Genomic DNA, 25,591 nt, shown 5'->3' with positions numbered 1-25,591 from the left:
ACCTGGAACATTCAGGCCATCTTTGCTCCGTTCCAGCCCACCCTCTACGCTGCTTCCGATACCGCAGAACAGCAACACTGGTATCGATTCAGATTACCAAGGAATTCGGTTCATCGCCGACCATTGCTTTCGGCACTGAGATGACTCCTTTCCAGGGCATTACCTACAAGTGGGAACAGTATGACTTTAGCACAAGCGTAAGGCTTGAGGCTATCAGTGCACAATGCCAGTATGTTTTTGTAAAATGGCAGATCTGGAACCCGAATGCCGGTGGATCGTGGGTTGACTACAGCACCACCAATCCTACCGCATTCTTCCCGGTTAACGCCAATATGCGTATGAAAGCTGTTTACAAACTGAAGGATGACGTTCATGTAAGCGCTACTGCCAATGTGGCACCCAGAGGAACCGTTGTCGTGTTCAGCGATCCGGCCCGCACTAACATTGTAGTGAATGGCGCCGGTCAGCAACTCATCAACAACCTTGCTGGTCACGACTTCACCTATGGTACTCCTCTCTATATTACCACTTACAGCGAACCTGACTACTTCCCCTGGAAATGGGAAGATGCCAGCGGTACGGCTATCCCGATTGGAACCATCCCCGGCCATGTTCAGCTTAACGGCACCTTCCAGGACCGTCGTGAATGGACATACATTGTTGGCTGTGATGGTGTTGACCTAAAGATGGTATTCGATCTGAAAGAATACACTGTAATTTCACGCACACTCAACCTCACTCAGGGTCATACCAATACAAGCACACCAGCTTTCGTATCCGGAACCGGATATCAGGGTGGTCTTGGCTTTGTATTCAACAATGTTGGACCTGGCCGCAAGGGAGAAGGTTTCTTCCAGAGGAATTCCTCGGTAACCTTCCGCGCCACTGCTGCTACCAACTGGGCATTTGATTTCTGGGAGCTTGGCGACGGTGCCGGTAACGGAACAGGTGTTGTGGTTTCAACAAATGCTATCTACACTATTCCTTCACTGCAAGGTCCTATCGAGCTTATCGCCCGCTGGTACAGCACACTGCCTCCACCTCCTACCTATCCTCTCACCGTTAACGTAACCCCCGGCAGCGCTGGTACAACATCCATTACAAGTGGCAACTATCTGCCTGGTCCGATGACCATTCAGGCCAATGCAGCTCCTGGCTGGACATTTGTTAACTGGACTGCTACTGGTATTACCCTCACCCCTGGTCAGCAGGTTGCTAACCCGATGACCTTCACCATGCCTGCAGGCCCTGTTGCCCTGACTGCAAACTTTGTACAGACACAGTACACACTTACTCCTGTAAGCCGTACATATCTGCGTCCTTATCCAGGATACAGCATTGTTAACTATGGTGGAACTGTAGCCCGCACACCTGCTACCGGTACCTTTACCGCCGGTCAGACCGTCCTGCTTAGCGCTACGCCTAACCCAGGCTTCCGCTTTGTAAACTGGATGGTTGGTGAAATCCAAGACCCAGGTCCGGATCTCATTCTGCGCGGTGTTCAGGTAAGCGATCAGCCTACCTTCACCTACACTATTCCTGCAGTTCCCGGCAATCCTCCGATGTTTGTATATGCAATCTTCGTTGAGATCGCTCTGCCAGAATATCCTATCTATACCTTGAATACCGTTGCTAATCCGGCAGGTTACGGTACCGTTACCGGTGCTGGTTCGTATGCAGCTGGTGTACAGGTTAACGTTACTCAGAATGTAACTCAGCCTGGCTATACCTTCAGCCACTGGTCAGCTAATGTTCAGCCCGGTAACTGGGTAGATATGACAATGTCGCAAACCGCTGTTGCCAACTATATCCCGATTGTTTATACACTCAACGTGAACACCAACAATCCTGCATGGGGTACGGTAATGCCAACAACCGCTACGTTTACTGTCAATGACAACCCAATTCCTGTAGCTGCTTTTGTTAATCCTTCAACTTGCGATGAAGAGTATGTATTCCAGGGATGGTTTACCAACCCAGGTCTGACTACTCCTCTGCTTGATGCAGGAAACAACCCTGTAACGGATGCCAACTTCAACTTCATTCCGTTTGCACTTACACCTCCTGCTATTACCTATAATATCTACGCCAAGTTTGCTCCTGTAACCAAAAATTACAGTGTAAATGCCAGCATCAACCTGCCTGCAGCCGGTACTGTTTCTGTAAGTCCTGCCGGACCGTACGTTAACAACCAGACCGTTGTTATCAGCACCACTCCGAACCCAGGATATCAGTTCCAGCACTGGACAGATGGTAACCTGTTCATCACTCAGTTGAGCTTCAACCATACCATCAACTGCGCTAATGCCAACTTTACCGCTGTTTACGTTCCGATCGACTACACTGTAGCTGCTACTGCCGGCACTGGTGGTACCGTAACACCTGCTTCGCAGATCAAGAATGTGGGTCAGTCTGTTACTGTTGAGGCTACAGCCAATGTTGGCTGGGAATTCGCCGGATGGACTGCAACTGGCGTAACCCTTACACCTGCTCAGGCTGCTTCCGCCTCGCTGACATTTACCATGCCAGCCAACAACGTTACCCTGAATGCAAGCTTCACCAAGATTCCTTACACTGTAACCGCTACAGCCGGAACAGGTGGTAGTGTAGCTCCTGCAAGCCAGACAGCTACCATTGGTGATGCTGTAACTGTTACCGCTACTCCAGCAGCTGGCTATACTTTCGCCGGTTGGACTGCTACCGGTGTTACCCTGACACCTGCTCAGGCTGCATCGGCTACGCTGAACTTTACCATGCCTGCAAACAACGTTACACTGGAAGCCAGCTTCGATGCTATTCCTTACACTGTAACACTGAATGCTGTTCCGGCCAATGGTGGTACCTTCAGCGCCATCAACCCCAGCTACACTGTAGGTCAGAGCGTAACTGTAACAGCTACGCCTAACCCGGGCTTTGTATTCAGTGGATGGACTGCATCGGGTATCACCCTCGGCAACCCTGCCAATGCAAGCCAGACATTCAACATGCCTGCCAACAACGTGACCCTGACTGCAAACTTCACCGCTGTGAACAACAAGATCATGGGTCAGGTACGTTACTTCAACCAGTTTGAATCCGGTCTGCCGTTCAGCGCCAACGTGAAAGTAGCGCTCTACGACGGTGCCACGCTGGTAGGCGGTCCCGTATCGCTCACCACAAACAACGGATTTGGTGGATACTACGAATTCGTCGGTATAGTGCCTGGTGTAACCTATACCCTCCGTGTTTGGGAAGACGATGCTACACTCGGCAGCAGCTGGGGTTGGAACAACTGGGGTGGTGTATCTGCAGCTGACGCACTCATTGCCAGCTACATGATTGCCGACAACCCGATTGTTGAAAACTTCCCCTGGATTGCTCCTGTAACTGTACTCAACCAGACCGCATTTGCTAAGAAGGTTGCTGATGTCAACGGTTCGAACACCCTCACCAGTGTTGACCCGCTGCTCATGATGTACCGCTCGGTAGGTCTGCCTGGCTACAGCATGTACCCGAACAATGTACCTAACTTCCAGGTTGCCGCTGGTCCCGTATCTGCACTTGGTGTGAAGACCCATCCGCAGGCTCCGTCCATCGTATTTGCTGCCAATGGCACTTACGCTGCCGGCACTGCTGGTAATGCCTTCTACTACACCGGAAACTTTGTAGGTCAGGCAGGCGACAACGTAATGAATATCTACTTCATCGCCAGTGGTGATGTGAACGCCAGCTATGTACCTGCAGGTGGCGCCAAGAAGGCCATGAACCTGAACTACAATGGCGTGATCAATGCCAATGTCGGTGAAATCGTACGTATCCCTGTACGTCTGAGCAACGTTACTGAGCTGGGCGCTTACAACCTCGGAATCAACTTCAACAACCAGCTCATCAAGGTGATTGATGTAGAAGGTGCTGAGGTTGTGAACGTGAACAACGCCAATGGTACCGTTCGCATCGCCTGGATGGATCGCAACGCACGCAACTTCGACAACCTGGTTGTACTGGTAGCTGAAGTTCTTGCCAACATTCCTGCCGATGTACGTTACATGGAACTCGATGCCACAACCGAACTGGTTGATGCCAACGCACAGACCATCGAAGGTGTAAGCCTTGCTACTGTTGCTATCAACGGTGGTGCTGCCAACACCAGCGAAGTGTCGAACCTGAGCCTTGTAGCTTACCCGAATCCGTTCAGCAATGTTGCTACCCTGAGCTATGAGCTTCCCGAAGCCGGCAAGGTGAGCATCGTTGTGTACAACAAACTCGGTCAGGCTGTCAAGACCCTGGTTAACGAAGTTAAAGCTGCCGGTGCCCACACTGTTCAGCTCAATGCTTCCGACCTCAATGGCAATGGCGCCTACATCTACAGAATCACCGTAGAAGGCAACGCCAGAACCTATACTTCAAACGGAACTCTTATTTTAGTGAAATAGGAATATCCCCCCCATGCTGTTCCGGAGGCTTTGTCCTCCGGAACGGCATTTTTTTAAAAAAACCGTTTGCGATGCGCAATCGTTTTCCTGAAATAAGTTAAGTGTGAGTCGAATAAGGAGGCAATACAACTTGCCTTTTTTATCATAAAGGGAAACGGTAAACTCCCCACCCACATCGCAAAATTTGATGACCAACCCCAACAAAATCTAAATTGAGTTCTAAATCAAAAAAATAGTACAGCAAATGACGAGAAAAATCTACTTAAGCATTCTGGCGTTGCTCTTGGCTACGTTCAGCCTGTCGGCGCAGAATCCGAAAGTAAAGATTGGCAATGTCACCTCCGGGCCTGGCGAAATCCTTGTTCCGTTTGAGATGCTGGATTTTACCCAGCCTGTCAACTCATTTACTTTCAAGATTACAGCCAACAGCAGCCTGCTTCAATTTGTTGAAGTGGTCAACAGGGTAGGATTTACTGGTCCGAATTTCCAGGCTTACCAGAATGGAAATACCCTGTCGATCATCTACTTCGACATTGGGGCCGGTTACACCCCAAACGGAAAAATATTCGACCTGAAGTTTAACTACACTGCTGCAGCAAATACTACGCTTTCTTTTATTGCCAATCAGCAGGAAGTAACCAGCGGCATCAATCCAATTGCCAACATAGATTACATTAACGGCAATATTACCACCACGCTTCCGATTCCGGATCCCGTTGTGGATATTGCTGATGTGACTGTTGCTCCCGGCGCTGTGAATATTGGCGTGGAAATGCTGAATTTCACTAATAACGTCAATTCTTTCACCTTTAATCTGAATCTACCCGGAGCACTGCTTCAGTATGTAGATCTGCAAAATATTAATCCCGCTCTCGGAGCTGGTACACTTCAGGCCAATCAAACCGGAAATACACTCCAGATTCAATGGTTTACCAACGGAGCTGGTTTTGTGCCTTCAGGCACTGTATTCCAGATGAGGTTTAACTATGTTGGTGGTTTTAACACTGACATACTTTGGCTGCCTGGTAGTGAAGTAACTTATGGTCCCAATCCTGTTGCTCCGATTTCATTCATCAAAGGATCAGTAACACAAGTTCCTGCTGTTGGCACTGTTAGTGTTGGTTCAGCCAGCGTACCTACAGGTGCCTCTGTAAGCCTTCCTGTTCAATTCAACGGAACTGGCTTGAATAATGTTGCTGCCTTTACACTGTTTCTTCAATTTGACCAAAGCAGTCTGGTTTTTGCCGGTTTCAGCAATCCAATTGCCCCTGAACTTGTAGTAAACCATAACAATGGTCTCATTTCGATGGCATGGAATGGGGCAGCAACTAACTTTAATTCTGCCAGCATTGTAAATCTCAATTTCGTTTACACCGGTGTGGTTCCTGCCAATTTGCAATTCCTTCCCGGCTGCGAAGTAAACAATGCACTGGCTACGCCGCTACCTATTAGTTATCAGAACGGTACTGTCAGCCCTGCTGCTTCGACTTCCATAATGAAGATTGCCGATGTAACTGGCTTTGCGGGCCAAACCATATCCGTTCCTGTAAACGCAACAGATATTGGCACCGTTGGTGCACTCGATCTGATTATCAACTGGAACCCTCAGCAGGCTACGCTCGCTAGTTATAGCGCAAATCAGCTGACAAACTGGGTTGTTAATCAAGGTGCAGGAAACATCTACTTCCAATGGCAAGACATTGCAGGTGCTACTGTTAACAATGGTGAAGTTGTTACCCTGCACTTTGTCTATCATGGCGGCGGCAATATGCCTGTAACCTTTGCCAATGGTTCGGAAGTGACCGGCACAAACGGATTGCCCAAAGTTGTAAGCTTCCAGCATGGTAGCATTGCTCAAAACTTCAGCAATGCGCAGGCTGTCATCGGCACTGTAAACAGCTGTTCCGGAAATACGGCTATCGTACCAGTTAATCTGGTTGATGTAGGCATTGTTTCTTCTTTCAGCTTCTCAATTGGTTACACCGGTTCGGTGCTCACTTATGTGGAACTCATCAACGTCAACCCAGCCCTTACCGGTTTGCAGGTTAATCAAGTGGCTAATACGCTTAATGTGCAGTGGCAGAATGTGAACCCCGTTAACCTCAACGGAAAACTGTTCGACATCGTGTTCAGCTATGCAGGTGCTGCCAATAGTCCTGTAGTGTTCAATGCCGGAAGTGAAATTACCGGTGTCGGTGCTACTGTGTTGCCCATTACCTATGTAAACGGCGCTGTTAACTGCAACATCGAGACCCGCACACTCACTGTGAACACCAGTGGTATGGGCTCCGTGGTTGTAATGGACGGTATGACGGTCTTGTTGCCGGATGCAAATACGACCAATCAATACACCGTAGAGTACGGCAAAGTGCTTACACTCGAAGCTACAGGTGATCTTGGCTGGCAATTTGCAAACTGGGATGGACCTGTGAATAACCTGACCAGTGCCACCACTACCATCAGCATGATCAACAATGCATTTGTAACTGCCAACTTTACTATGATTGACTACACCCTTACCCTGCTGGCAAATCCTGCTGAAGGTGGTGTAGTAACTGGTGCTGGTATTTATAATTTTGGTCAGGTTGTAGCTGTTGATGCTATTCCGAATACCGGTTATGCTTTTGTTAACTGGACTGATGGCAACGGAAATGTTGTTTCAACCCAGCCAGCTAACAACATCACCATGCCGGCAAGCGATCTGACACTCACTGCTAACTTCGTTTTAATTGATTACACCTTGACACTGGTTGCCAATCCTGCTGAAGGTGGTACAGTAACTGGTGGTGGTGTGTACAATTATAACCAGCAGGTAGCTGTTGACGCTATTCCGAATACTGGTTACGAGTTTGTTAACTGGACAGATGGTAATGGTAACGTTGTTTCGACTGTTGCTGCCAATACCATCACCATGCCGGCCAGCGATCTGACCCTGACTGCAAATTTTGCACTTATCAACTACACCCTTACGCTTGTGGCCAATCCCACTGCTGGTGGTACAGTTACAGGTGCCGGTGTGTACACGTTTGGTCAGCAGGTAGCTGTGGATGCTATACCTAACGAAGGATATTCGTTTGTTAACTGGACTGATTCCAACGGAAACGTGGTTTCAACACAGCCTGCAAACGTGATAACCATGCCTGCAAGCGATCTTACGTTGACAGCCAACTTTGCACTCAACAATTATACCCTTACCCTTGTGGCCAATCCTGCCGCTGGTGGTACTGTTACCGGAGGTGGAACTTATCCCTTTGGTACTGTAGTAGCTGTTGATGCAATCCCGAACAGTGGATGGGAATTTGTAAACTGGACCGATGCCAACGGCAACGTGGTTTCGACCCAGCCTGCAAACAACATCACTATTCCGGCCAGCGATTTGACGCTTACGGCTAATTTCGAATTGACATATGTGGCTCCTTTCCCCTTCAGTGAAAACTTTGAGGGTGAAGATTTCCCGCCACAATACTGGAACAGGTATCGTCTTGGAACCGGATCAACCGTTCGTGAATGGGTGCGCAGCACTGCCCAAAACCATACAACAGGTGGAACTGCCAGTGCATTCCACAACTATGGCCCGAGTTCGCAAACCGAAGATGGTTGGCTGGTAACTCCCAAAATTCAGCTGCCTGCAAATCGTCAGAACATCGAACTGCGTTTCTGGAGCTACAACATCTGGCCAACTTATTATGGCAAGAACAGTGTGTTGATTAGCACTACCGACGGAACTCCCGGGGCTGCATTCACCGAAGTCTGGACTACACCCACAGTTGCTCAGTCATGGGTTGAAACTGTAGTTGACCTCACAGCTTATGCTGGTCAGCAGATTTTCATTGCCTTCCGTTATGAAGGAAGCGATGCCCATGGCTGGTACCTTGACGATGTGACCGTTGACTATGAACCTGCACAGTTCCCTGTCATTACTGTAAATCCAGCAAGTCTTAGCACCGAAGTAGAACAGGGTATGACTGCTGCTCAAACCCTGACCGTTGGAAATACTGGCAATGCTGCGCTCGATTTCACTGTGGCTATTGAATATGTTACTTCGAAGTCGAATACTACGCCTGCAACCAAGCCGAATATTGGTGAAGGTCCTGTTTACGGTGAAAACGAACCCGCACAAGGAAACGCCCAAATCATTCCTCAAGGCAGCAAGTCGCTTGCCACACGTGATCAGCTTTACGATAATGGTCCATTCATCAACAGCCCCGGCACAGGTCCTGGCGGTTCGGATGAAAGTATCCTGCAGAACAGCACCCTGGGTATGAACACCCTTGGCGCCGGTATCCAGTATGCTTCGGGCAACCGCATGGCCGACGACGTGGTAGTTCCTGAAACCTGGAACGTGGAAAGCATCACTGTGTATGCATACCAGACCGGTTCGACCACAACCAGCACCATGACAGGCGGTTACATCCAGGTATGGGATGGCGATCCCACTCAGGGTGGCCAGATCATCTGGGGCGACATGACTACCAACAGGATGACGGCTACCGGTTGGACCAACACCTACCGCAGGAGCGAGACCACTCCCGGTACTACCCGTCCGATCATGTATCTGGTCGTGGAAACTCCTGGTCTGACGCTTGAGCCCGGCACCTACTGGATTGATTACAGTTTAGCAGGCAGCCTGGCCAGTGGCCCCTGGGCACCTCCGATCACCATCAACGGACAAGCCGTGACAGGCAATGCCAAGCAATTCCTAGGCAGCAGCCAGACCTGGCAGGACTTCCTCGACACGGGCACCGGCACACCCGCACAAGGATTACCTTTCATCATCAGTGGTACCACTGGTGGCGGTGGTCCGGTACAATGGCTTAGTGTCAATCCATTGGCTGGTTCTGTAAATGCTGGTGCTTCAAGCTCACTCGATGTAACGTATGATGCAACCGGCCTGGAAGTCGGCACTTATAATGCCAACATCGTAATCAGCAGCAACGATCCTTCGAATCCAACTGTAACAGTTCCTGTAACAATGACTGTTACACCCAGCACCATATGCTATCCCGAACCGCGCAACCTCACAAGCAGTGTTAACGGCCAGAACGTTATTCTGAACTGGCAGGCTCCTGAGCTTGGTGGCGGCGGCGGTGGCGGCGGCACCGTGAAGCTTGACGAAGGCTTCGAAGGCGACTTCCCACCCGCAGGTTGGGTTAAACTGAACCCTGATGGCGGCACAGGCTGGACCAGCCTCAATGCCGGCACAACCCCCATCCCCGGATGGCAGGGAGGCACAGCTACTCCGGCTCCGGAAGGCGGCAACAAGATGGCCTTCTGCACCTGGAACACTGGTGGCACCACAGCCAACGACCAGTGGATCGTAACACCACAGATCACTGTTGAAAACGGCGATCAGCTCCGCTTCTATGTGCGCTACGCCTTCAGCAGCTACAACGACAACTTCGACGTGCGCATCAGCACCACCAGCCAGAACGACCCGGCTGCCTTCACAACTGTTGTGGCCGAGATGAACTTCACCTCTACCACCACCACCGAATGGCAGCTGATGAGCTTCAACCTGACCGACTTCGTGCCTGCCGGCAGCCAGATCTACATCGGCTTCCGTGAGCACGTGCTCGATAACTTCAACGACGGTTCGGCCATCATGCTCGATAATGTGTATGTTGGACCCGCTACACGCAGCGCACAGCCTGTGGCATACAACCTGCAATCGCAGATTGGCCGCAGCAACGGACAAATCCTTCCCGAGAGGGGGTGTTGTGGATTGGTTCGGGCTACGATGCAGCTGTAAGCGTAGCAGCCGGAGCATCGGCCGAGCTGATGCAGACCGGAGGTGCTGCCAACCTGCTGCCTGGCGGATACAAAGCCAACAGCACCCGCACCGGCCGCACCCTGCTCTACGACAATGGTCCATTCATCAACAGCCCCGGCACAGGTCCTGATGGTTCGGATGAAAGCATCCTGCAGAACAGCACCCTGGGTATGAACACCCTCGGCGCCGGTATCCAGTATGCTTCGGGCAACCGCATGGCCGACGACGTGGTAGTTCCTGGAAACCTGGAACGTGGAAAGCATCACTGTGTATGCATACCAGACCGGTTCGACCACAACCAGCACCATGACAGGCGGTTACATCCAGGTATGGGATGGCGATCCTACCCAGGGTGGCCAGATCATCTGGGGCGACATGACTACCAACAGGATGACAGCTACCGGTTGGACCAACACCTACCGCAGGAGTGAAACCACTCCCGGCACCACCCGTCCGATCATGTATCTTGTACTGGAAACTCCTGGTCTGACGCTTGAGCCCGGCACCTACTGGATTGATTACAGTCTGGCAGGCAGCCTGGCCAGTGGCCCCTGGGCACCTCCGATCACCATCAACGGACAAGCCGTGACAGGCAATGCCAAGCAGTTCCTTGGCAGCAGCCAGACCTGGCAAGACTTCCTCGACACCGGCACAGGCACACCCGCACAGGGATTACCCTTCCTGATCGAAGGTACTGCCGGTGGCGGTGGTGGCGGTGGCTGCAACCATGGCGAGCTGCTCGGTTACAAAGTTTACCGCAACAACCAGCTTATTGGTCAGACACCGGCTTCGGTGCGTACATACACCGATGAAAATGTACCTGCCGGAGACTACACCTACGGTGTAACTGCAGTCTATGGCCAGCCATATCCCGGCGAAAGCCAGCCCATTACAACACAGGTTACAGTTGCTCCGCCCGCTTCCTTCCCATTTGAAGAAACATGGGCTTCGGGTAACTTTACCCAGAATAGCTGGACATTTGAACCTTCGCAGGGCAACTGGAGGATTTCGACTACTGGCGGTAACCCTGCTCCTTCGGCCGAGTTTTACTGGAGCCCGACATCAACCAATTACAGCCAGTCGCTGATCAGCCGCGAAATTGACGCTACTGCTGCTGTAGGTAATGTAACCTTTGAATTCGACATCTTCCTGGATGACTATGCCAACAATGGCAACGAACAGATGAAGGTTTACATCTGGAACGGTACCACCTGGGTATTGCTCGATACCTTCAGCAACACTGCAGATATTCCGTGGACAACCAAAACCTACGATGTTACAACACATGCTTTAGGCAAGGTAACCAAGGTTAGGTTTGAAGCTACGGGTGCTACTACTCTCGATATCGACTGGTGGCGCATTGACAACATCAAGGTATTCCAGGGTCAGCCTGCACCTGTGATTACTGTCAACCCCGAAAGCATGTATCATTATTTCTTCACGCCTGGTGGAACCACCACCAAGACGCTTACTATCGGTAACGCGGGTGCTTCGCCGCTCAACTGGTCGGCAACAATCCAATATACCCGTGAAAATGTAGGTGAGCCAGTTATTGTTCCTGGTGGTGACAAAGATGTGCCTGGTGTGCTTGATATCAGTGTTGGTGAGCCCAGCAATGGCGGTTCACCTGAAATTATTGAGCCAAGCAGGAATCCTGTAGTCCTCAACTACGACGGTGACAACAACACTGGAATTGGCCTCACCAATGGCGGCACTTTCCACGTTGCTGCACGCTTCCCGAGTGCGATGGTAACACCCTATGTTGGACATAACCTCACTTCTGTACAGGTTTATATCTACGACGCTTCCGCTTCAGCCGTTGTGCTCAAGATCTGGGGTGCTGGTACAGGTACCGCTCCCGGTCCGGTGCTTCGCGAACAGAGCTTTACAGCTCAGGCCAATGCATGGAATACCATTACGTTGAGCACACCTCTGCCAATTGACGGCACAGACATCTGGGTGGGTTATACAATAACTCACGCTGCCGGTGGATTCCCTGCTGGTATGGATGCCGGTCCGGCCAACCCCAACGGTGAGTGGATCTCCACCGATGGCACTAGCTGGTCACGTCTGAGCACCCTGGTTTCGACCATCAACCGCAACTGGAACATTCGCGCCACACTCGTGCCTGGTGTTACCTACAACTGGTTGATCATGGGACCGCCCACTTCGGGTATCATCAACCCCGGTGCCAGCGTAAACCGTACCATCGTGTTCAACAGCACAGGACTCACAGCTGGACGTTACACCGCAAATATCCGTATCCAGAGCAACGACCCGGTAACTCCGGTAAAACTTGTACCTGTGATCATGGACATCACCGTAGGCGTGGACGAACAGCAGATGAGCGATATCCGTGTTTATCCTGTACCCACCAGTGGTATGCTCAACCTCAAACTGGTTGAAGGTATCCAACTGGTACGTGTGATCAACACCGTGGGTCAGGTTGTCATGGAGCGCAGCCTGAGTGGCAAGCTCGACGAGGTGCTCAACCTCCAGAGCCTCAACGCCGGTGCTTACACCCTGCAGTTCGTAAACAACAACGGACGCACTTACAACCGCACCATTGTTGTAACGAAATAATCGTCGCAACATAGTTTACTCAGAGAGAGCTGGCCACTGGCCGGCTCTCTCTGTTTTTATTTTGATGTATTTTTGCCAGCCCTATGGTTGTTTCTGTTCAAAATCTGTCGATGCACTACACGGGTGAAGATCTCTTCACCTCAATAAATTTTCTGGTACGAGAGAAAGACCGTATCGGTCTGGTGGGCAAAAACGGTGCCGGTAAGACCACCTTACTTCGTTTGATTGCCGGTTTGATCCAACCTCATAAAGGTGAGATCATTATTCCCGATGGGGTGACAATAGGCTATCTGCCGCAGGAAATGGCCCTGAATAGCCGTGTCACAGTACTCGAGGAAGCCCTCACAGCTTTTGATGAGATAAAAAGAATGCATCAGCGGGTTGAAGCAATCACTGCTTTGCTTCACCAGCGAACAGACTACGAGTCTGTAGAATATCACAGGCTTGTTTCGGAGCTGAGCCTGCTCAACGAACGCCTTGCGCTCATGGAGGCTTTCAGCCTGGAAGGACAGGCCGAACAGGTGTTGCTTGGGCTGGGTTTTTCGCATGATGACATGCGCAGGCAGATGCAAACATTCAGCAATGGTTGGCAGATGCGTGTGGAATTGGCTAAAATCCTGCTAAAAAAGCCTTCGTTGGTGCTATTGGACGAGCCTACCAACCATTTGGATATAGAATCTATTCAGTGGCTCGAAAGCTTTTTAAACGGATATTATGGCGCGGTGGTGCTTGTGTCGCACGACCGTGCATTTCTCGATGCGGTGACCAACCGGACGATTGAGATTGTTGCCGGGCGAATATACGATTATAAAGCGGCCTATAGCGCCTATCTGGAATTGCGTCAGCAGCGCATCGAGACCCAGACTGCGGCTTATGAAAACCAGCAGCGGGAAATACGGGAGATTGAAAGATTCATCGAAAGGTTTCGTTACAAAGCCTCGAAGGCCCGCCAGGTTCAGAGTCGTGTAAAGATGCTCGAGAGAATGGAAGATATCGGCATCGACGACATGGAGCAGGCAAGAATGCGGCTGCGGTTTCCCCCGGCACCTCATAGTGGCAGGGTTGTCATGGAAATCAAGGGGCTGAGAAAGCAATACGGAAGTCTTGTGGTATTGGACAATCTGGAAATGACCTTGATGCGGGGAGAGAAAGTGGCTTTTGTGGGGCGCAACGGGGAGGGCAAAACCACGCTGGCAAAAATCATGGCCGGTGTGCTGCCTTATGAGGCTGGCGAGGTCAGGCCCGGACACCTGGTTAGCATAGGTTATTATGCGCAAAATCAGCACGAAATGCTCGATGGCGATAAAACCGTTTTCGAGACACTGGATGATGTGGCTGTGGGGCCTGTCAGGACACAGTTAAAGAATATCCTGGGCGCATTTTTGTTTAGCGGCGATGCCATCGAAAAGAAAGTGAAGGTGCTGTCGGGCGGTGAAAAGGCGCGGCTCTCGCTGGCGCGCTTGCTCCTTACTCCGGTTAATTTGCTGATTCTTGACGAGCCAACCAACCACCTGGATATGGCCTCGAAGGACATCCTGAAAAGTGCGCTGCTGCAATTCGAGGGTACGGTGGTAGTGGTGTCGCACGACCGCGATTTTCTGATGGGCCTGACGGAAAAAGTGTTTGAGTTTAAAAAGCCTGTGATAAGGGAATACCTTGGTGATGTGTACGACTATCTCGAGGCACGGAACATTGCCACGCTCGAAGCCCTGAACGCTGCTTCAGCACCGAAAGGAACGAAACAGCAGGAAGTATCGGCCGGGAAGGTACATTACGAGCAACGTAAGTCTGCCGCCAGGGAGCGACGGAAAATTGAGCGGGAAGTGGCTCAGCTGGAGGATCGCATTCACCAGCTTGAATCGGAAATATCGCAGATGGACAAGGCGCTGGCTGAGCCTTTGGCACATCCCGAAGTAAGTTCGCAGGCCTGGTTCGAACGCTATGCTGAGCTCAAGGCTCAACTGGACATTGCCATGTCGGAATGGGAGCTAAAGGTTGCAGAACTGGAGGAATAGTTGAATGGTCAGCTGATTCTGTCGTAGAGATACCGGGCAAATTCTTTTAATGTGCGGGTGCGTTCAGGACCTGCCGATACTTTGCCGAGCATGTCGAATGCATTGGAAAGGTAATGACTCATGATTTTATTGACCTCTTCGTGGATGTGGTATTTGTCAAAAATTTGTTTGACCTCGAGGATTTTTTCGACACCGTTAATATGATAGGTTGCATCAAACAGCTGCAACAGGCGATCGCGGTCCTCGGGGCTGGCCAGCTCAAGCGCACGCAGCACGAGGTAAGTTTTTTTGTTGGCCAGCACGTCACCACCTGTCACTTTGCCGAATACGCCTTCGTTGCCATATAAATCGAGCAGGTCGTCTTTGAGCTGAAAAGCGATACCCAGATTAACCCCGAAATTATATAACAGGTCGGTGTCTTCAGCCGCTGCATTGGCTGTAATGGCACCAATTTTCAGGCAGGCTCCGAGCAGTACGGCCGTTTTCAGACGGATCATTTCGAGGTATTCGGCAATTGAAACGCTTTGGGAGGTTTCGAAGTTCAGATCGAGCTGCTGGCCTTCGCATACTTCTATAGCTGTCTGGCTGAATACATCAAGTATGGCGGGAATATACTGTTTATCAGTGCGTACCGCATACTGGTAGGCCATGGCAAACATGGTATCGCCCGAGAGGATGGCAATATTGGCATTCCATTTTTTGTGCACTGTGGGGTGGCCCCGGCGTATGGGGGCATTGTCCATGATATCGTCGTGCACGAGGGTGAAGTTGTGAAATACTTCGATGGCCAGTGCAGGGTAGAGTGCGTGTTCTATTCTGCCTTCAAAAAGTTCATTGGCCAGCAGGGTAAGCAGGGGCCTGAGCCGTTTTCCTCCGAGCGACATGATGTACTGCACGGGTTCGTAGAGCTCCGAGGGGTGTCGGTTGAACTTTTGTTCGGCAATAAGCCTGTTAATCTCTTCCTGCAGGCGCTTGATTTTGTCCATAATTACTTGTTGATCAGATTCATGAGATATTGCCCGTAACCGCTTTTCATCAGGGGCTCAGCAAGTCTTGCAAGTTGTTCGGCGTTGATAAAGCCTTTGTTGAAGGCCACTTCTTCGATGCAGCCTATTTTAAGACCTTGCCGGTGCTCGATCACTTCGACGAATTGCGAGGCCTGCAGCAGCGACTCAAAAGTGCCTGTGTCGAGCCAGGCCGTGCCGCGGCTGAGGATGCCCACTTTCAGCATGCCTTTTTCGAGGTAGTATTTGTTTACGTCGGTAATCTCGTATTCCCCCCTTGCCGAAGGTTTGATATTTTTTGCCACCTCGATCACGCTGTTGTCGTAGAAATACAAGCCCGGGACGGCATAGTTTGAACGGGGGTTTTTAGGTTTTTCTTCTATGGAGATGGCGTTTTTCCGTTCATCGAATTCCACTACACCATAGCGCTGCGGATCGGAAACATGATAAGCAAAGACCACGCCGCCGGTAGGATCGTTGTTTTCGGTGAGCAGTTGCTGCAAACCAGCACCGTAGAAAATATTGTCGCCCAGAATCAGCGCTACTTTGTCGTTCCCTACGAAGTCTTCGCCAATTACAAAAGCCTGGGCAAGACCGTTCGGTATGGCTTGTTCAGCATAAGAAAAACTGCAACCCAGCGGGCTGCCGTCGCCCAGCAGTCTGCGGAAATTGGGCAGGTCCTGGGGTGTGGAAATGACCAGAATTTCGCGGATACCTGCCATCATGAGCACCGAGAGCGGGTAATAGATCATTGGCTTGTCGTAAATGGGCATCAGTTGCTTGCTCACTGCTAATGTGAGGGGGTGAAGCCTTGTGCCGGAACCACCGGCAAGAATAATTCCTTTCATGGCGCCAAATCTTTTTGTTGGTCTTTATTCTTATGATTTATTTCTATCTGCAATTGATCCAGATCGATATCGGCCTCTTCATCAAGTATTTCGAGCAGGGGTTCCTGGAAAGCTTTGGTAGTGCTCCAACGATCAAGCGTCATTAATAACGATGGGAGCAGGAAAAGGTTCGAGAGCATGGCTGTAATAAGTGTGAACGAGACCAGGTAACCAAGCGCCTCGGTACCTCCGAATGACGAGAGGATCAAAATGGCAAAACCGAAAAATAAGACCACAGCCGAATAAATCATGCTGAATCCTGTTTCGTGCAGGGCTGCCAGCACAGCCTGAGGGATGTTCCAGTTGTTGATTTTAAGCTGCTGGCGATAGCGCGAGAGAAAATGTATGGTGTTGTCCACGCTGATGCCAAGGGCAATGCTGAATATCAATATGGTAGAAGGTTTGATCGAAATACCGGCATATCCCATCATTGCCGCAGTGAGTAACTGAGGGATCAGATTGGGTATTAGCGAAACCACGATCATCTTCAACGATGAGAATGTGAGCGCCATCAGGAGGGCGATTACGAACAGGGCAAGCAAAAGACTGGATATGAGATTCTTTACCAGATAGTTGGTGCCTTTCAGAAACACCACGCTTGTGCCGGTGGTAGTTACCGTATATTCTTCGGCAGGAAAAATGCTGTCGATTTTCGGTTGTAAACTTTGCTGGATGCTGTCGATTTGTTTTGTGCTTACGTTGGCCAATTGCACACTCACCCGGGTGGTTTGCAGGGCAGTATCTACAAATGAATTCAGGATAGTGCGCCTGTCGCCCTGAAAAGCAGGCATATAACCCAGTATGAAATTGCGTTCCTGATTGTTGGGCATGGAATAAAATTCCGGGTCGCCGCGAAAGAAGGCCTGTTTCGAAAATTTAACCAGCTCGGCCACCGAAAGTGGTTTACTGAACTGGGGGTAGGAGGCCAACGAATCCTGAAGTCGGTCGATCTTTTGCAAGGTTGAGGCCCGGAGGACGCCCTTGGGCCGTTTGGTATCTATGCTTATTTCGTAAGGCATGACCCCGTTAAAATGTTCTTCGAAGAACATCAGGTCTTTATACATCTGCTCCTTATGGGAGATGTCGTCCACAACGTTGCCGGTGGTGCGCAGCCTGGTTACACCGTAGATACCGAAAACAACCAGCACGGCTGTCACCAGATAGACAGTATTTCGCCGGTTCCAGACCACGTATTCAATAAAACGGATGATGCTGTTGACGCGACCTTGTTCGAAGTGGGCGTATTGTTTGGGTTTGGGTGGGGGAAGGTAGCTGAATATGATAGGAATAAGTGTCAGGCTGGTGGCATAGCTGATCATGATGTTGATCGAGGCAACGATGCCAAATTCGACCAGCATTTTGTTGCCTGTCACAATAAAAGCGGCAAATCCGGCTGCGGTGGTGGCATTGGTGAGCAGGTTGGCAGCGCCAATGCGCCTGATGGTGCGGCTGAGGGCTCTGATTTTGTTGCCATGCAGGAAGTATTCGTTGAAATACTTGTTAAGCAGAAAGATTGAGTTTTCTACGCCAATGACGATGAGCAGTGGTGGCAGAATGCCTGTAAGTATGGTGATTTTATAGCCCAGCATTTGCAACAGGCCAAACATGAACGCCACAGTCACAAGCACGACAAGAATGATGAACAATACAATCCGTCCCGAACGGAAGAAGGTGAACAATATGAGAGCGGCAATCACCAGCGAAAGGAATACGAACAGCACCAGCTCGTGCTGAATCTTTTGTGATGTGATGGTGCGTATATAAGGCAGACCGGAATAGCGCAGTTGGATGCCAAACTGATCTGTGAAGCTGTCGAGCACATCTTTTATCTCATAAACAAGCCCGATGCGGTCTTTGGAGTTCAATACCTTGTTGTCGAGCGTGATCATCATCACACTCACATTCGTCTGGCTGTTGTAGAGCAGCCCGTCGTAAAACCTCAGGTTGAAGATGTATTGCCTGAGCGAATCGAGCTCCTGTTGGGTTTGGGGCAGACGCTCCATAACAGGTTTAAACTCAAATTTTTTCAAACTGTCGTTGCGCACAAGATGAAACATACGTGCCACCGAAACAACTTCTTCCACGCCTTCGATGGCGCGCACCTGCTCGGTGAGCGCATGCCATGCCCGAAAGTGTTCCAACTCGAAGAGCCGGTCGTCCTGAACCCCCACAAACATGACGGCGCCATCCTGCCCGAAAGTTTGCTTGAATTGCTGATAAATGCGGCTGGTGGTGTCAGAATCGGGCAGCATGTTTGCAAACTCGTACGACATCTGAACCTTCGAGCCGGTATAGCCCATATAAAGCGTCAGCAACGCAATGATTATCAGATTAGCTAAACGGTTGCGTAAGATGAGCCTGACGAAAAAATTCCACATGAACAGATTTATTATAGCGTTCCAGGTCCGATGAAGCCAGACAGCCTGCGAACAGGATTTAAAAACTTTCGAAATTAGCACTTTCGCATCAATTACAAAAATGGTTCGATATTTGCTTTTAATTAAAGGCATTCCGAACATCAGAAACCAAAACAGAAAACATCTTCCCATAATGAAAAGATTGATGCACATTGTGTTAGCCTTGCAGTTGCTGCTGGCATGCAACAGTCCTTCGCGCATGATAAAAAATGAGCAATACGATCAGGCCATTGAGCGCCTGGTGCGTTCGGCACGAGCCGGAAAAGCGGATGCTGAAGATCTGCAATTGCTTTCGCGGGCTTATCACACTGCCAACCAGCTCGACCACGACCGCATTCAGATGCTCAAGGTGCGCAATGAGGCCGCCGACTGGCCCGAAATCATGCGTCTGTACGAGCGGATGAACGTGAGGCAGACAAAGATTAAAACCTTAAGCAGCGACCAGCAGGCTGCCATAGGTTTTGTGCCCATGAATCTGGATATGCTGATAGCAGATGCCCGACGCGAGGCACGTCAGCAGTTGCTCGAAACTGCCTTGAACCTCCTTGCCACAGGGAAAAAGCAGGAAGCCCGGCTGGCCTACGACCATCTGACCGAATTGCAACGGCTCAGTCCCAACGACCCTGAGGTGCGCCGCCAGTTGCAACGTGCTGAGCAGCAGGGCACAAGTCAGGTGCTGGTGTTGTTCGAAAATCGTTCAGGAGTCCAGGTACCCGACGAGTTTGCAGAGGTTATCATGAATATGTCGGCAGCCAACCTCGACCAACCCTGGCTCAGCTTTAATTTCGAAGAAAGAAGTGGCATGAGTTACGATTATGTGGTCTATGCCTCAGTGCGAACCATCGCCGTCAGCCCGGAAATGGTCAGTCAATCGAGGTTTACGGAAAAGAAGGAGATTCAGGATGGCACCCAGCCCAAACGCGATGAAAACGGAAATATCATGCTCGATTCGACGGGCAAGGTGATAGAGGTGCCAAAGTATCGCACCATTGAAGCTTTTGTTAACCAGACACTTATGGAAAAGCGGGCAAAGGTGGGTGGCCTGTTCGACTTTGTACAACCCGCCACAGGCAAAACGCTGCGCAGCATTCCTTTCGAGTCGGAGGCGGTTTTTACCTATACTTACGGTACAATCAACGGCGACCTGCGTGCCGCCAGTGTGCAAAGTCTGGAAATGATGCGACGCAACCCTGTACCTTTTCCTCCCGATGGCGTGATGCTAATGGAAGCAGCCCAGAAAATCAATCCTTTGCTTCGCAATGCCCTCAAGAAAGAGTCGAATCTGCTGCTTCAGGTGGACTAAAAGATGCTGAAACCAAAAGTTTTATTTGCGGATACGGCCCACCCCTCACTCACCGATTTGCTTGAGGCTCAGGGCTTCCAATGTGTTGGCCTGGGTCCTGATCAGGGCTACAACGATTGTCTCGAAGCCATACATGACTGTGTGGGTCTGATCATCAGGAGCCGTTTTCCGGTTGACCAACACCTGCTCGATGCAGCAGGTCAGCTCCGGTTTATCGGCAGGGTAGGCGCTGGCATGGAAAACATTGATGTGGAGTACGCCCAGGCCAAAGGCGTCATTTGCCTGAATGCGCCAGAGGGCAACCGTGATGCGGTGGCCGAGCAGGCCATCGGAATGTTGCTGATGCTATTCAACAACCTCCTTCGGGCCGACAGCGAGGTGCGTCAGGGCATCTGGAGGCGCGAAGCCAACAGGGGTATAGAAATCGGTGGCAAAACCATTGCCATTATCGGATATGGCAATACCGGCGGCGCTTTCGCACGTAAATTGTCAGGCTTCGAGGCCCGGGTGTTGGCTTATGACAAATACAAAACTGGTTTTTCGGACTCATTTGTGCAGGAAACCGGAATGGAGAGGGTGTTTGCCGAAGCCGATGTGCTCAGCCTGCATGTGCCCCTGACCGACGAAACCCGCTACCTGGTGAACTATGACTATCTGAAACAATTCCGTAAGCCTGTCTATCTCATCAACACTTCGCGTGGTCCGGTGGTGCATACCGCATCTTTGCTTCGTGCCATGGACGAAGGTCTGGTCAAAGGGGCCTGTCTGGATGTGCTCGAGTTTGAAGAAACTTCATTCGAAAGTCTTAAAACCGGTCATTGGCCCGAAGCTTTCAGCCAGCTGGTCAGGCGCGGGAATGTGGTGTTGAGCCCGCACATTGCCGGCTGGACGCACGAGTCCAATATCAAAATGGCAGCCATCCTGGCCCAGAAGATTGAGGCTTTGGGGCTTACATAAGAAAAAATCCCGGAGTCCATCGGACTCCGGGATTTTTTTGTCAATAAATAGACTTACCAGTTCAGGATTTTCCTGAAATCGTATTCCTCCGGGTTAGGCAGGTATTTTTTTGCGGCTTCATAATCGTCCGGCCCGATGTATTGCATGCCGTTTTCGAAAACCATTTTAACCTTTTCGCTTTCCATGTCCACCAACCTGGGTTTGACCTTACCCTTTTCGTCGGCCACGTCTTTCAGGTAGAGCGGGGCCACTTCGCCTTTGTGGTTGGAGGTGACCATAGCGCCGGTAACGCCACGGTCGTAAAGTTCTTTCACGCCATACCCAAGCAGGGCACAATACATCAGGTCGAAGGCGGTGGGCTGAACGCAGCGCAGTTCGTAGCCGATTTCTACGGGCCGGCTCTTGATGTTCAGGTTGAGGTCTTTCAGTCGGTGTTGCAGCAACATGTTGTAAATGTGTGCTTTGCTAACGTTGCCAAGCTCCGGGTGCCCGTGATCGTCGAAGGTGAAATTGACGCCTGAGGACACGATCTCTTCGTCAGTCATAAAATGAAACACCCCTTCGCTCACAATGGCCACACCGTAGTGTATGCCCAGAATGCGCCTTTTAACCATGGAGGAAATGATGAGGCGGATGATGCGGTCGAAAGTAACCTCGGTTTTGTTGAACATTTCGGGGATGACAATCATCGGGTAATGGCAGGCCGCTCCGATACCGAAAGCCAGGTGACCGGCTTCGCGTCCCATGGCCGAAACCACAAACCAGTTGCCGCTGGTGCGTGCATCCTCGTAAACGGTCTGCGCTATGCGCACGCCCTCGTCTTTGGCGGAATAATAGCCAAATGTGGGCGAACCTTCGGGCAGCGGAAGGTCGTTGTCGATGGTTTTTGGTACGTGGATGTTCTGGATATCAACATTATTTTCGTGCAGAAAACGAGAGATCCGGTTGGCTGTTGAAGCTGTATCGTCACCACCGATGGTTACAAGGAGCTTCACATTGTGCTTCACAAAAAACCTGGTGCTGAACTCTGTGTCTTTTGGCTTATAGCGACTCATCATGATGGCCGAACCTCCTTTTTTCTGAATGTCGTCGGCCAGCGCAAAATCGAATTCAATCATGTCGGGAGTTTCGGCGAAGAGGCTTTTATAGCCACCATTGAGGCCAATCACCCTGAAACCACTTTTGAGAAACACCTTGGCCACCGTGCTGATGACGGTATTGATTCCCGGCGCCGGACCACCTCCGGCAAGTATTACGATCGAAGGTTGCATACGAAAAAATTTGCGCAAAGGTAATGATTATGGGGGCAAAATTTCGGCCAACGATACTTTATCATCAATCCGTACGGCAGAATTATGAATGTAAGTGGTTATATAACAGGCATATACGAAAGAGGACTGGTTTATTTAGTCCATGATTCACATGTCATGCCATACAAAAAACATTATTTTTGTCTTCTTAACCTTTCCAATATTTTCTGCAATGAGAAGAACCATAAACTATGCGCTTTTACTCACAGCGCTTGTCTTGCTTCCCCTGACCAGCCTTTTCGCCCAGCAGGCAACCAATGTGGACGAACTCAATCGTCTGTCGAGGCAGTTCGAACGCGAATGGAGGCAAATGGAAAAGCGGGTGAAGGCGTATGCCAAAGCCAACAACATTCCTGTGCGCCAGGAGTTCAGCAATGGAACAGTGATCCAGCTTGTTGATGTGGTGGATGGACAGCCTGTGTTTTTTAAGACCGATAACCTTGGGGCAGCCATCACCACCCGCGCCAATCAGATGTGGCAAGGTGGAAGTGTAGGAGTGGTAATCGAAGGTGAAGGCTACAACAAAGTTGGCATTTGGGATGGAGGCGCGGTAAGACGTACCCATCAGGAGTTTAATAATACTGGTACACAACGTGTTACTGCAGGTGATGGGGCTACCACTACTTCTGACCATGCCACACACGTGGCTGGAACGATCGTGGCCGGAGGGGTGAATGCCAATGCCAAGGGCATGGCTTTCAGGGCACAACTCAAGAGTTACGACTGGAACTCGGTGGAGAGCGAGATGACCACTGCTGCTGCCGCCGGCATGGAGATTTCGAATCACTCCTGGGGAAACATCAGAGGTTGGGACCAGAATCAGAGCACCGGACAATGGACATGGTACGGCACATCCAGCGTTTCGCCGACAGAGGATTATTTATTTGGCTTTTACAACTCCCAGGCACGCACCTGGGACATTATTGCCAACAATGCGCCATATTTTCTGATCACCAAATCGGCAGGGAACGACCGTGGCGAGGGCCCTGCCAATGCCGGCCAGAACGGCAACCCGGAGAAAGATGGTGGGGTTGACGGATACGATTGCATCGGTGGATCAGGAATTTCGAAGAATGTACTCACTGTGGGTGCAGTGAATGAGGTGCTCAACTATCAGGGTCCGAGCAATGTGACCATGAGCAGCTTCAGCGGCTGGGGACCGGCGGACGACGGTCGTATCAAACCTGATGTCGTCGGAAAGGGTGTCAATGTCTATTCCTCCACTGCATCGTCCAACTCCTCCTACGCTTCTCTCAGTGGCACCAGTATGTCGTCGCCCAATGTGGCTGGTAGCATGGTGCTGTTGCAGCAGCTTTATCAGCAAACCCATAACAATACCCCTATGCGCGCCTCAACCCTCAAGGGATTGGTCATTCACACAGCTGATGAGGCTGGTCCGCACATCGGGCCTGACTACAAATTTGGTTGGGGCCTGATGAATACCGCCCGTGCAGGTATGGTGATCCGTGAAGATGGCGCCGCCCAGAATTTGATTGATGAAATTACCCTGCAAGCCAACAATCCATACATTCGTGAGGTCAATGTGCCCGGCAACCAGCCACTTCGTGTAACTATAAGCTGGACAGATGTGCAGGGCAATGTGCCCCCGGCCAGCCTCAACCCACGCACAAGAGCGCTGGTTAACGACCTTGACCTGATGGTGGTTGACCAGAACCTCAATATCTACTATCCTTACCGTCTCGATCCGGATAATCCGGATGCACCTCCGGCTACGGATGGAAAGAACTATGTGGACAATCTGGAACAGGTGTACATCCCCAATCCCACATCCGGAACCTATACCATTATCGTACAGCACGATGGACCGCTGACCAACAACAGCCAGGTCTTTTCGCTTATTGTAACTGGTATTGACGAATATAGTGCCGTGCCCGATTGCTCTGCCGGTATGACCAGCCCGGCCAATGGCAGCAACAATGCCTTCCTCAACCATCTGGTTACCTGGACCCCGGCCGCCTTTGCTACAAGTTATGATGTATATTTTGGCACCGATGGCGGAGGGGTGACCCCGCCCACCAACATGATGAACGGCGTAAACCTGACAACCAATTCGTTCAGGATGAACCTCCAGCCAGTTACAACATATTATCTTATGGTTCAGCCGCGCAACAGCTTTGGGTTGAACGAATGCAGCACCATTTACAGCTTTACTACCATGAACGTGGTGAATACCTACCCCTACATTCAGAACGTCGAAGCTATTACGGCTCCAAATATGCCCGAAGGCTGGTCGGCATTGAACTATGGCCCCCAGAACTGGGCAACCACCCAGCTCATCGGCCACAACAGCCAGAAATCTTTTGCGCTCTTTACTTCAAACGGGCAACCCTTCCCGATGAACAACTACCTGGTTTCACCGCCTTTCCAGGTAGAAGCCACCAAAGAATATATGATCACATTTGCACACCGTACCTTTATGCCCACCAATGCCGAAAAACTGCGTTTGCTCTGGGGTACGGGTGGCGACACGACCACGCTTACCAATGTGCTTTACGATAATTCCAGCATCCTGACATCAAACTGGTTGATGGGCGAAGCCCTGCTCCAGCCGGGTGTTGATGGGTATATTTTCCTGGCCTGGCATGCCTATACCCCTTCGGGCATCGGACAGTTTATCGACAACATCAAGGTAGAAGACTGGGGCGCAGTGGGAGTGACCGAAAGTGCCGAACGTCAGATCCGCATCAACCACAATGACGGCGTGCTCACCATCGAATCGGAAACTGCCCTGCAAAACGGGGAGCTTGTGGTCAGCAACGCTGCCGGCCAGGTGGTATTCACCGACAAGTTGAGTGGGATGCGCTACAGCAGGCCGATCAACCTGGGTAAAGGCCTTCATGTGGTCACAGTTCGTGCAAAAGGCGTGGAAAAGAGCGCGCGCTTCATCGTATTCTGAGCTCTTCACTAACCAG

At 50.8% G+C, this 25,591-nt stretch carries 11 protein-coding genes; 7 read left to right on the top strand and 4 right to left on the bottom strand.

Annotated features, from left to right (window positions below; all coding sequences use genetic code 11):
• Positions 1 to 140: 140 nt before the first annotated feature.
• From IPM52_07765 to IPM52_07750, 4 genes are all read left to right on the top strand, one after another.
• Complete coding sequence (locus tag IPM52_07765; protein ID MBK9291507.1) at positions 141 to 4,412, top strand: InlB B-repeat-containing protein; 4,272 nt, start codon at positions 141 to 143, stop codon at positions 4,410 to 4,412.
• A gap of 244 nt (positions 4,413 to 4,656) precedes the next feature.
• Positions 4,657 to 10,161 carry a choice-of-anchor J domain-containing protein gene (locus tag IPM52_07760; GenBank protein MBK9291506.1) on the top strand — a complete coding sequence of 1,835 codons (5,505 nt, stop codon included), beginning with the start codon at positions 4,657 to 4,659 and terminating at the stop codon, positions 10,159 to 10,161.
• 273 nt (positions 10,162 to 10,434) lie between these two features.
• A complete protein-coding gene (locus IPM52_07755) occupies positions 10,435 to 12,765 on the top strand; it encodes a T9SS type A sorting domain-containing protein (protein ID MBK9291505.1) in 2,331 nt (776 codons plus the stop codon).
• 83 nt (positions 12,766 to 12,848) lie between these two features.
• The gene (locus IPM52_07750) at positions 12,849 to 14,780 is read left to right on the top strand and encodes an ABC-F family ATP-binding cassette domain-containing protein (GenBank protein MBK9291504.1); all 1,932 of its coding nucleotides are present in this window, start codon (positions 12,849 to 12,851) and stop codon (positions 14,778 to 14,780) included.
• Positions 14,781 to 14,788: 8 nt separating this feature from the next.
• Here the strand turns inward: IPM52_07750 and IPM52_07745 are convergent, their stop codons facing one another.
• The 3 genes from IPM52_07745 to IPM52_07735 are packed head-to-tail and all read right to left on the bottom strand — an operon-like array spanning position 14,789 to position 19,049.
• Positions 14,789 to 15,766 carry a polyprenyl synthetase family protein gene (locus IPM52_07745; GenBank protein MBK9291503.1) on the bottom strand — a complete coding sequence of 326 codons (978 nt, stop codon included), beginning with the start codon at positions 15,764 to 15,766 and terminating at the stop codon, positions 14,789 to 14,791.
• Positions 15,767 to 15,768: 2 nt separating this feature from the next.
• Positions 15,769 to 16,632 carry a glucose-1-phosphate thymidylyltransferase RfbA gene (gene rfbA, locus IPM52_07740; GenBank protein MBK9291502.1) on the bottom strand — a complete coding sequence of 288 codons (864 nt, stop codon included), beginning with the start codon at positions 16,630 to 16,632 and terminating at the stop codon, positions 15,769 to 15,771.
• Complete coding sequence (locus IPM52_07735) at positions 16,629 to 19,049, bottom strand: MMPL family transporter (protein MBK9291501.1); 2,421 nt, start codon at positions 19,047 to 19,049, stop codon at positions 16,629 to 16,631. Before IPM52_07735 ends, rfbA begins: the two co-directional genes overlap by 4 nt.
• 172 nt (positions 19,050 to 19,221) lie before the next feature.
• Here IPM52_07735 and IPM52_07730 point away from each other — a divergent pair, with 172 nt between their 5' ends.
• Together IPM52_07730 and IPM52_07725 are read left to right on the top strand one after the other, a co-directional pair.
• The gene (locus IPM52_07730) at positions 19,222 to 20,391 is read left to right on the top strand and encodes a hypothetical protein (protein ID MBK9291500.1); all 1,170 of its coding nucleotides are present in this window, start codon (positions 19,222 to 19,224) and stop codon (positions 20,389 to 20,391) included.
• Positions 20,392 to 20,394: 3 nt separating this feature from the next.
• On the top strand, positions 20,395 to 21,348 hold the full coding sequence (locus IPM52_07725) for a hypothetical protein (GenBank protein ID MBK9291499.1): 954 nt from the start codon (positions 20,395 to 20,397) through the stop codon (positions 21,346 to 21,348).
• 53 nt (positions 21,349 to 21,401) lie between these two features.
• On the opposite strand, the gene IPM52_07720 is transcribed toward IPM52_07725, so the two are convergent.
• A complete protein-coding gene (locus IPM52_07720; protein MBK9291498.1) occupies positions 21,402 to 22,619 on the bottom strand; it encodes a 6-phosphofructokinase in 1,218 nt (405 codons plus the stop codon).
• A gap of 211 nt (positions 22,620 to 22,830) precedes the next feature.
• Here IPM52_07720 and IPM52_07715 point away from each other — a divergent pair, with 211 nt between their 5' ends.
• On the top strand, positions 22,831 to 25,575 hold the full coding sequence (locus IPM52_07715; GenBank protein ID MBK9291497.1) for a S8 family serine peptidase: 2,745 nt from the start codon (positions 22,831 to 22,833) through the stop codon (positions 25,573 to 25,575).
• Positions 25,576 to 25,591: the final 16 nt, after the last annotated feature.

It is taken from the genome of Bacteroidota bacterium (genome assembly GCA_016715945.1).
Lineage (GTDB): Bacteria > Bacteroidota > Bacteroidia > Bacteroidales > F082 > JALNZU01.
This window is presented reverse-complemented; position numbering and strand designations above follow the sequence as displayed.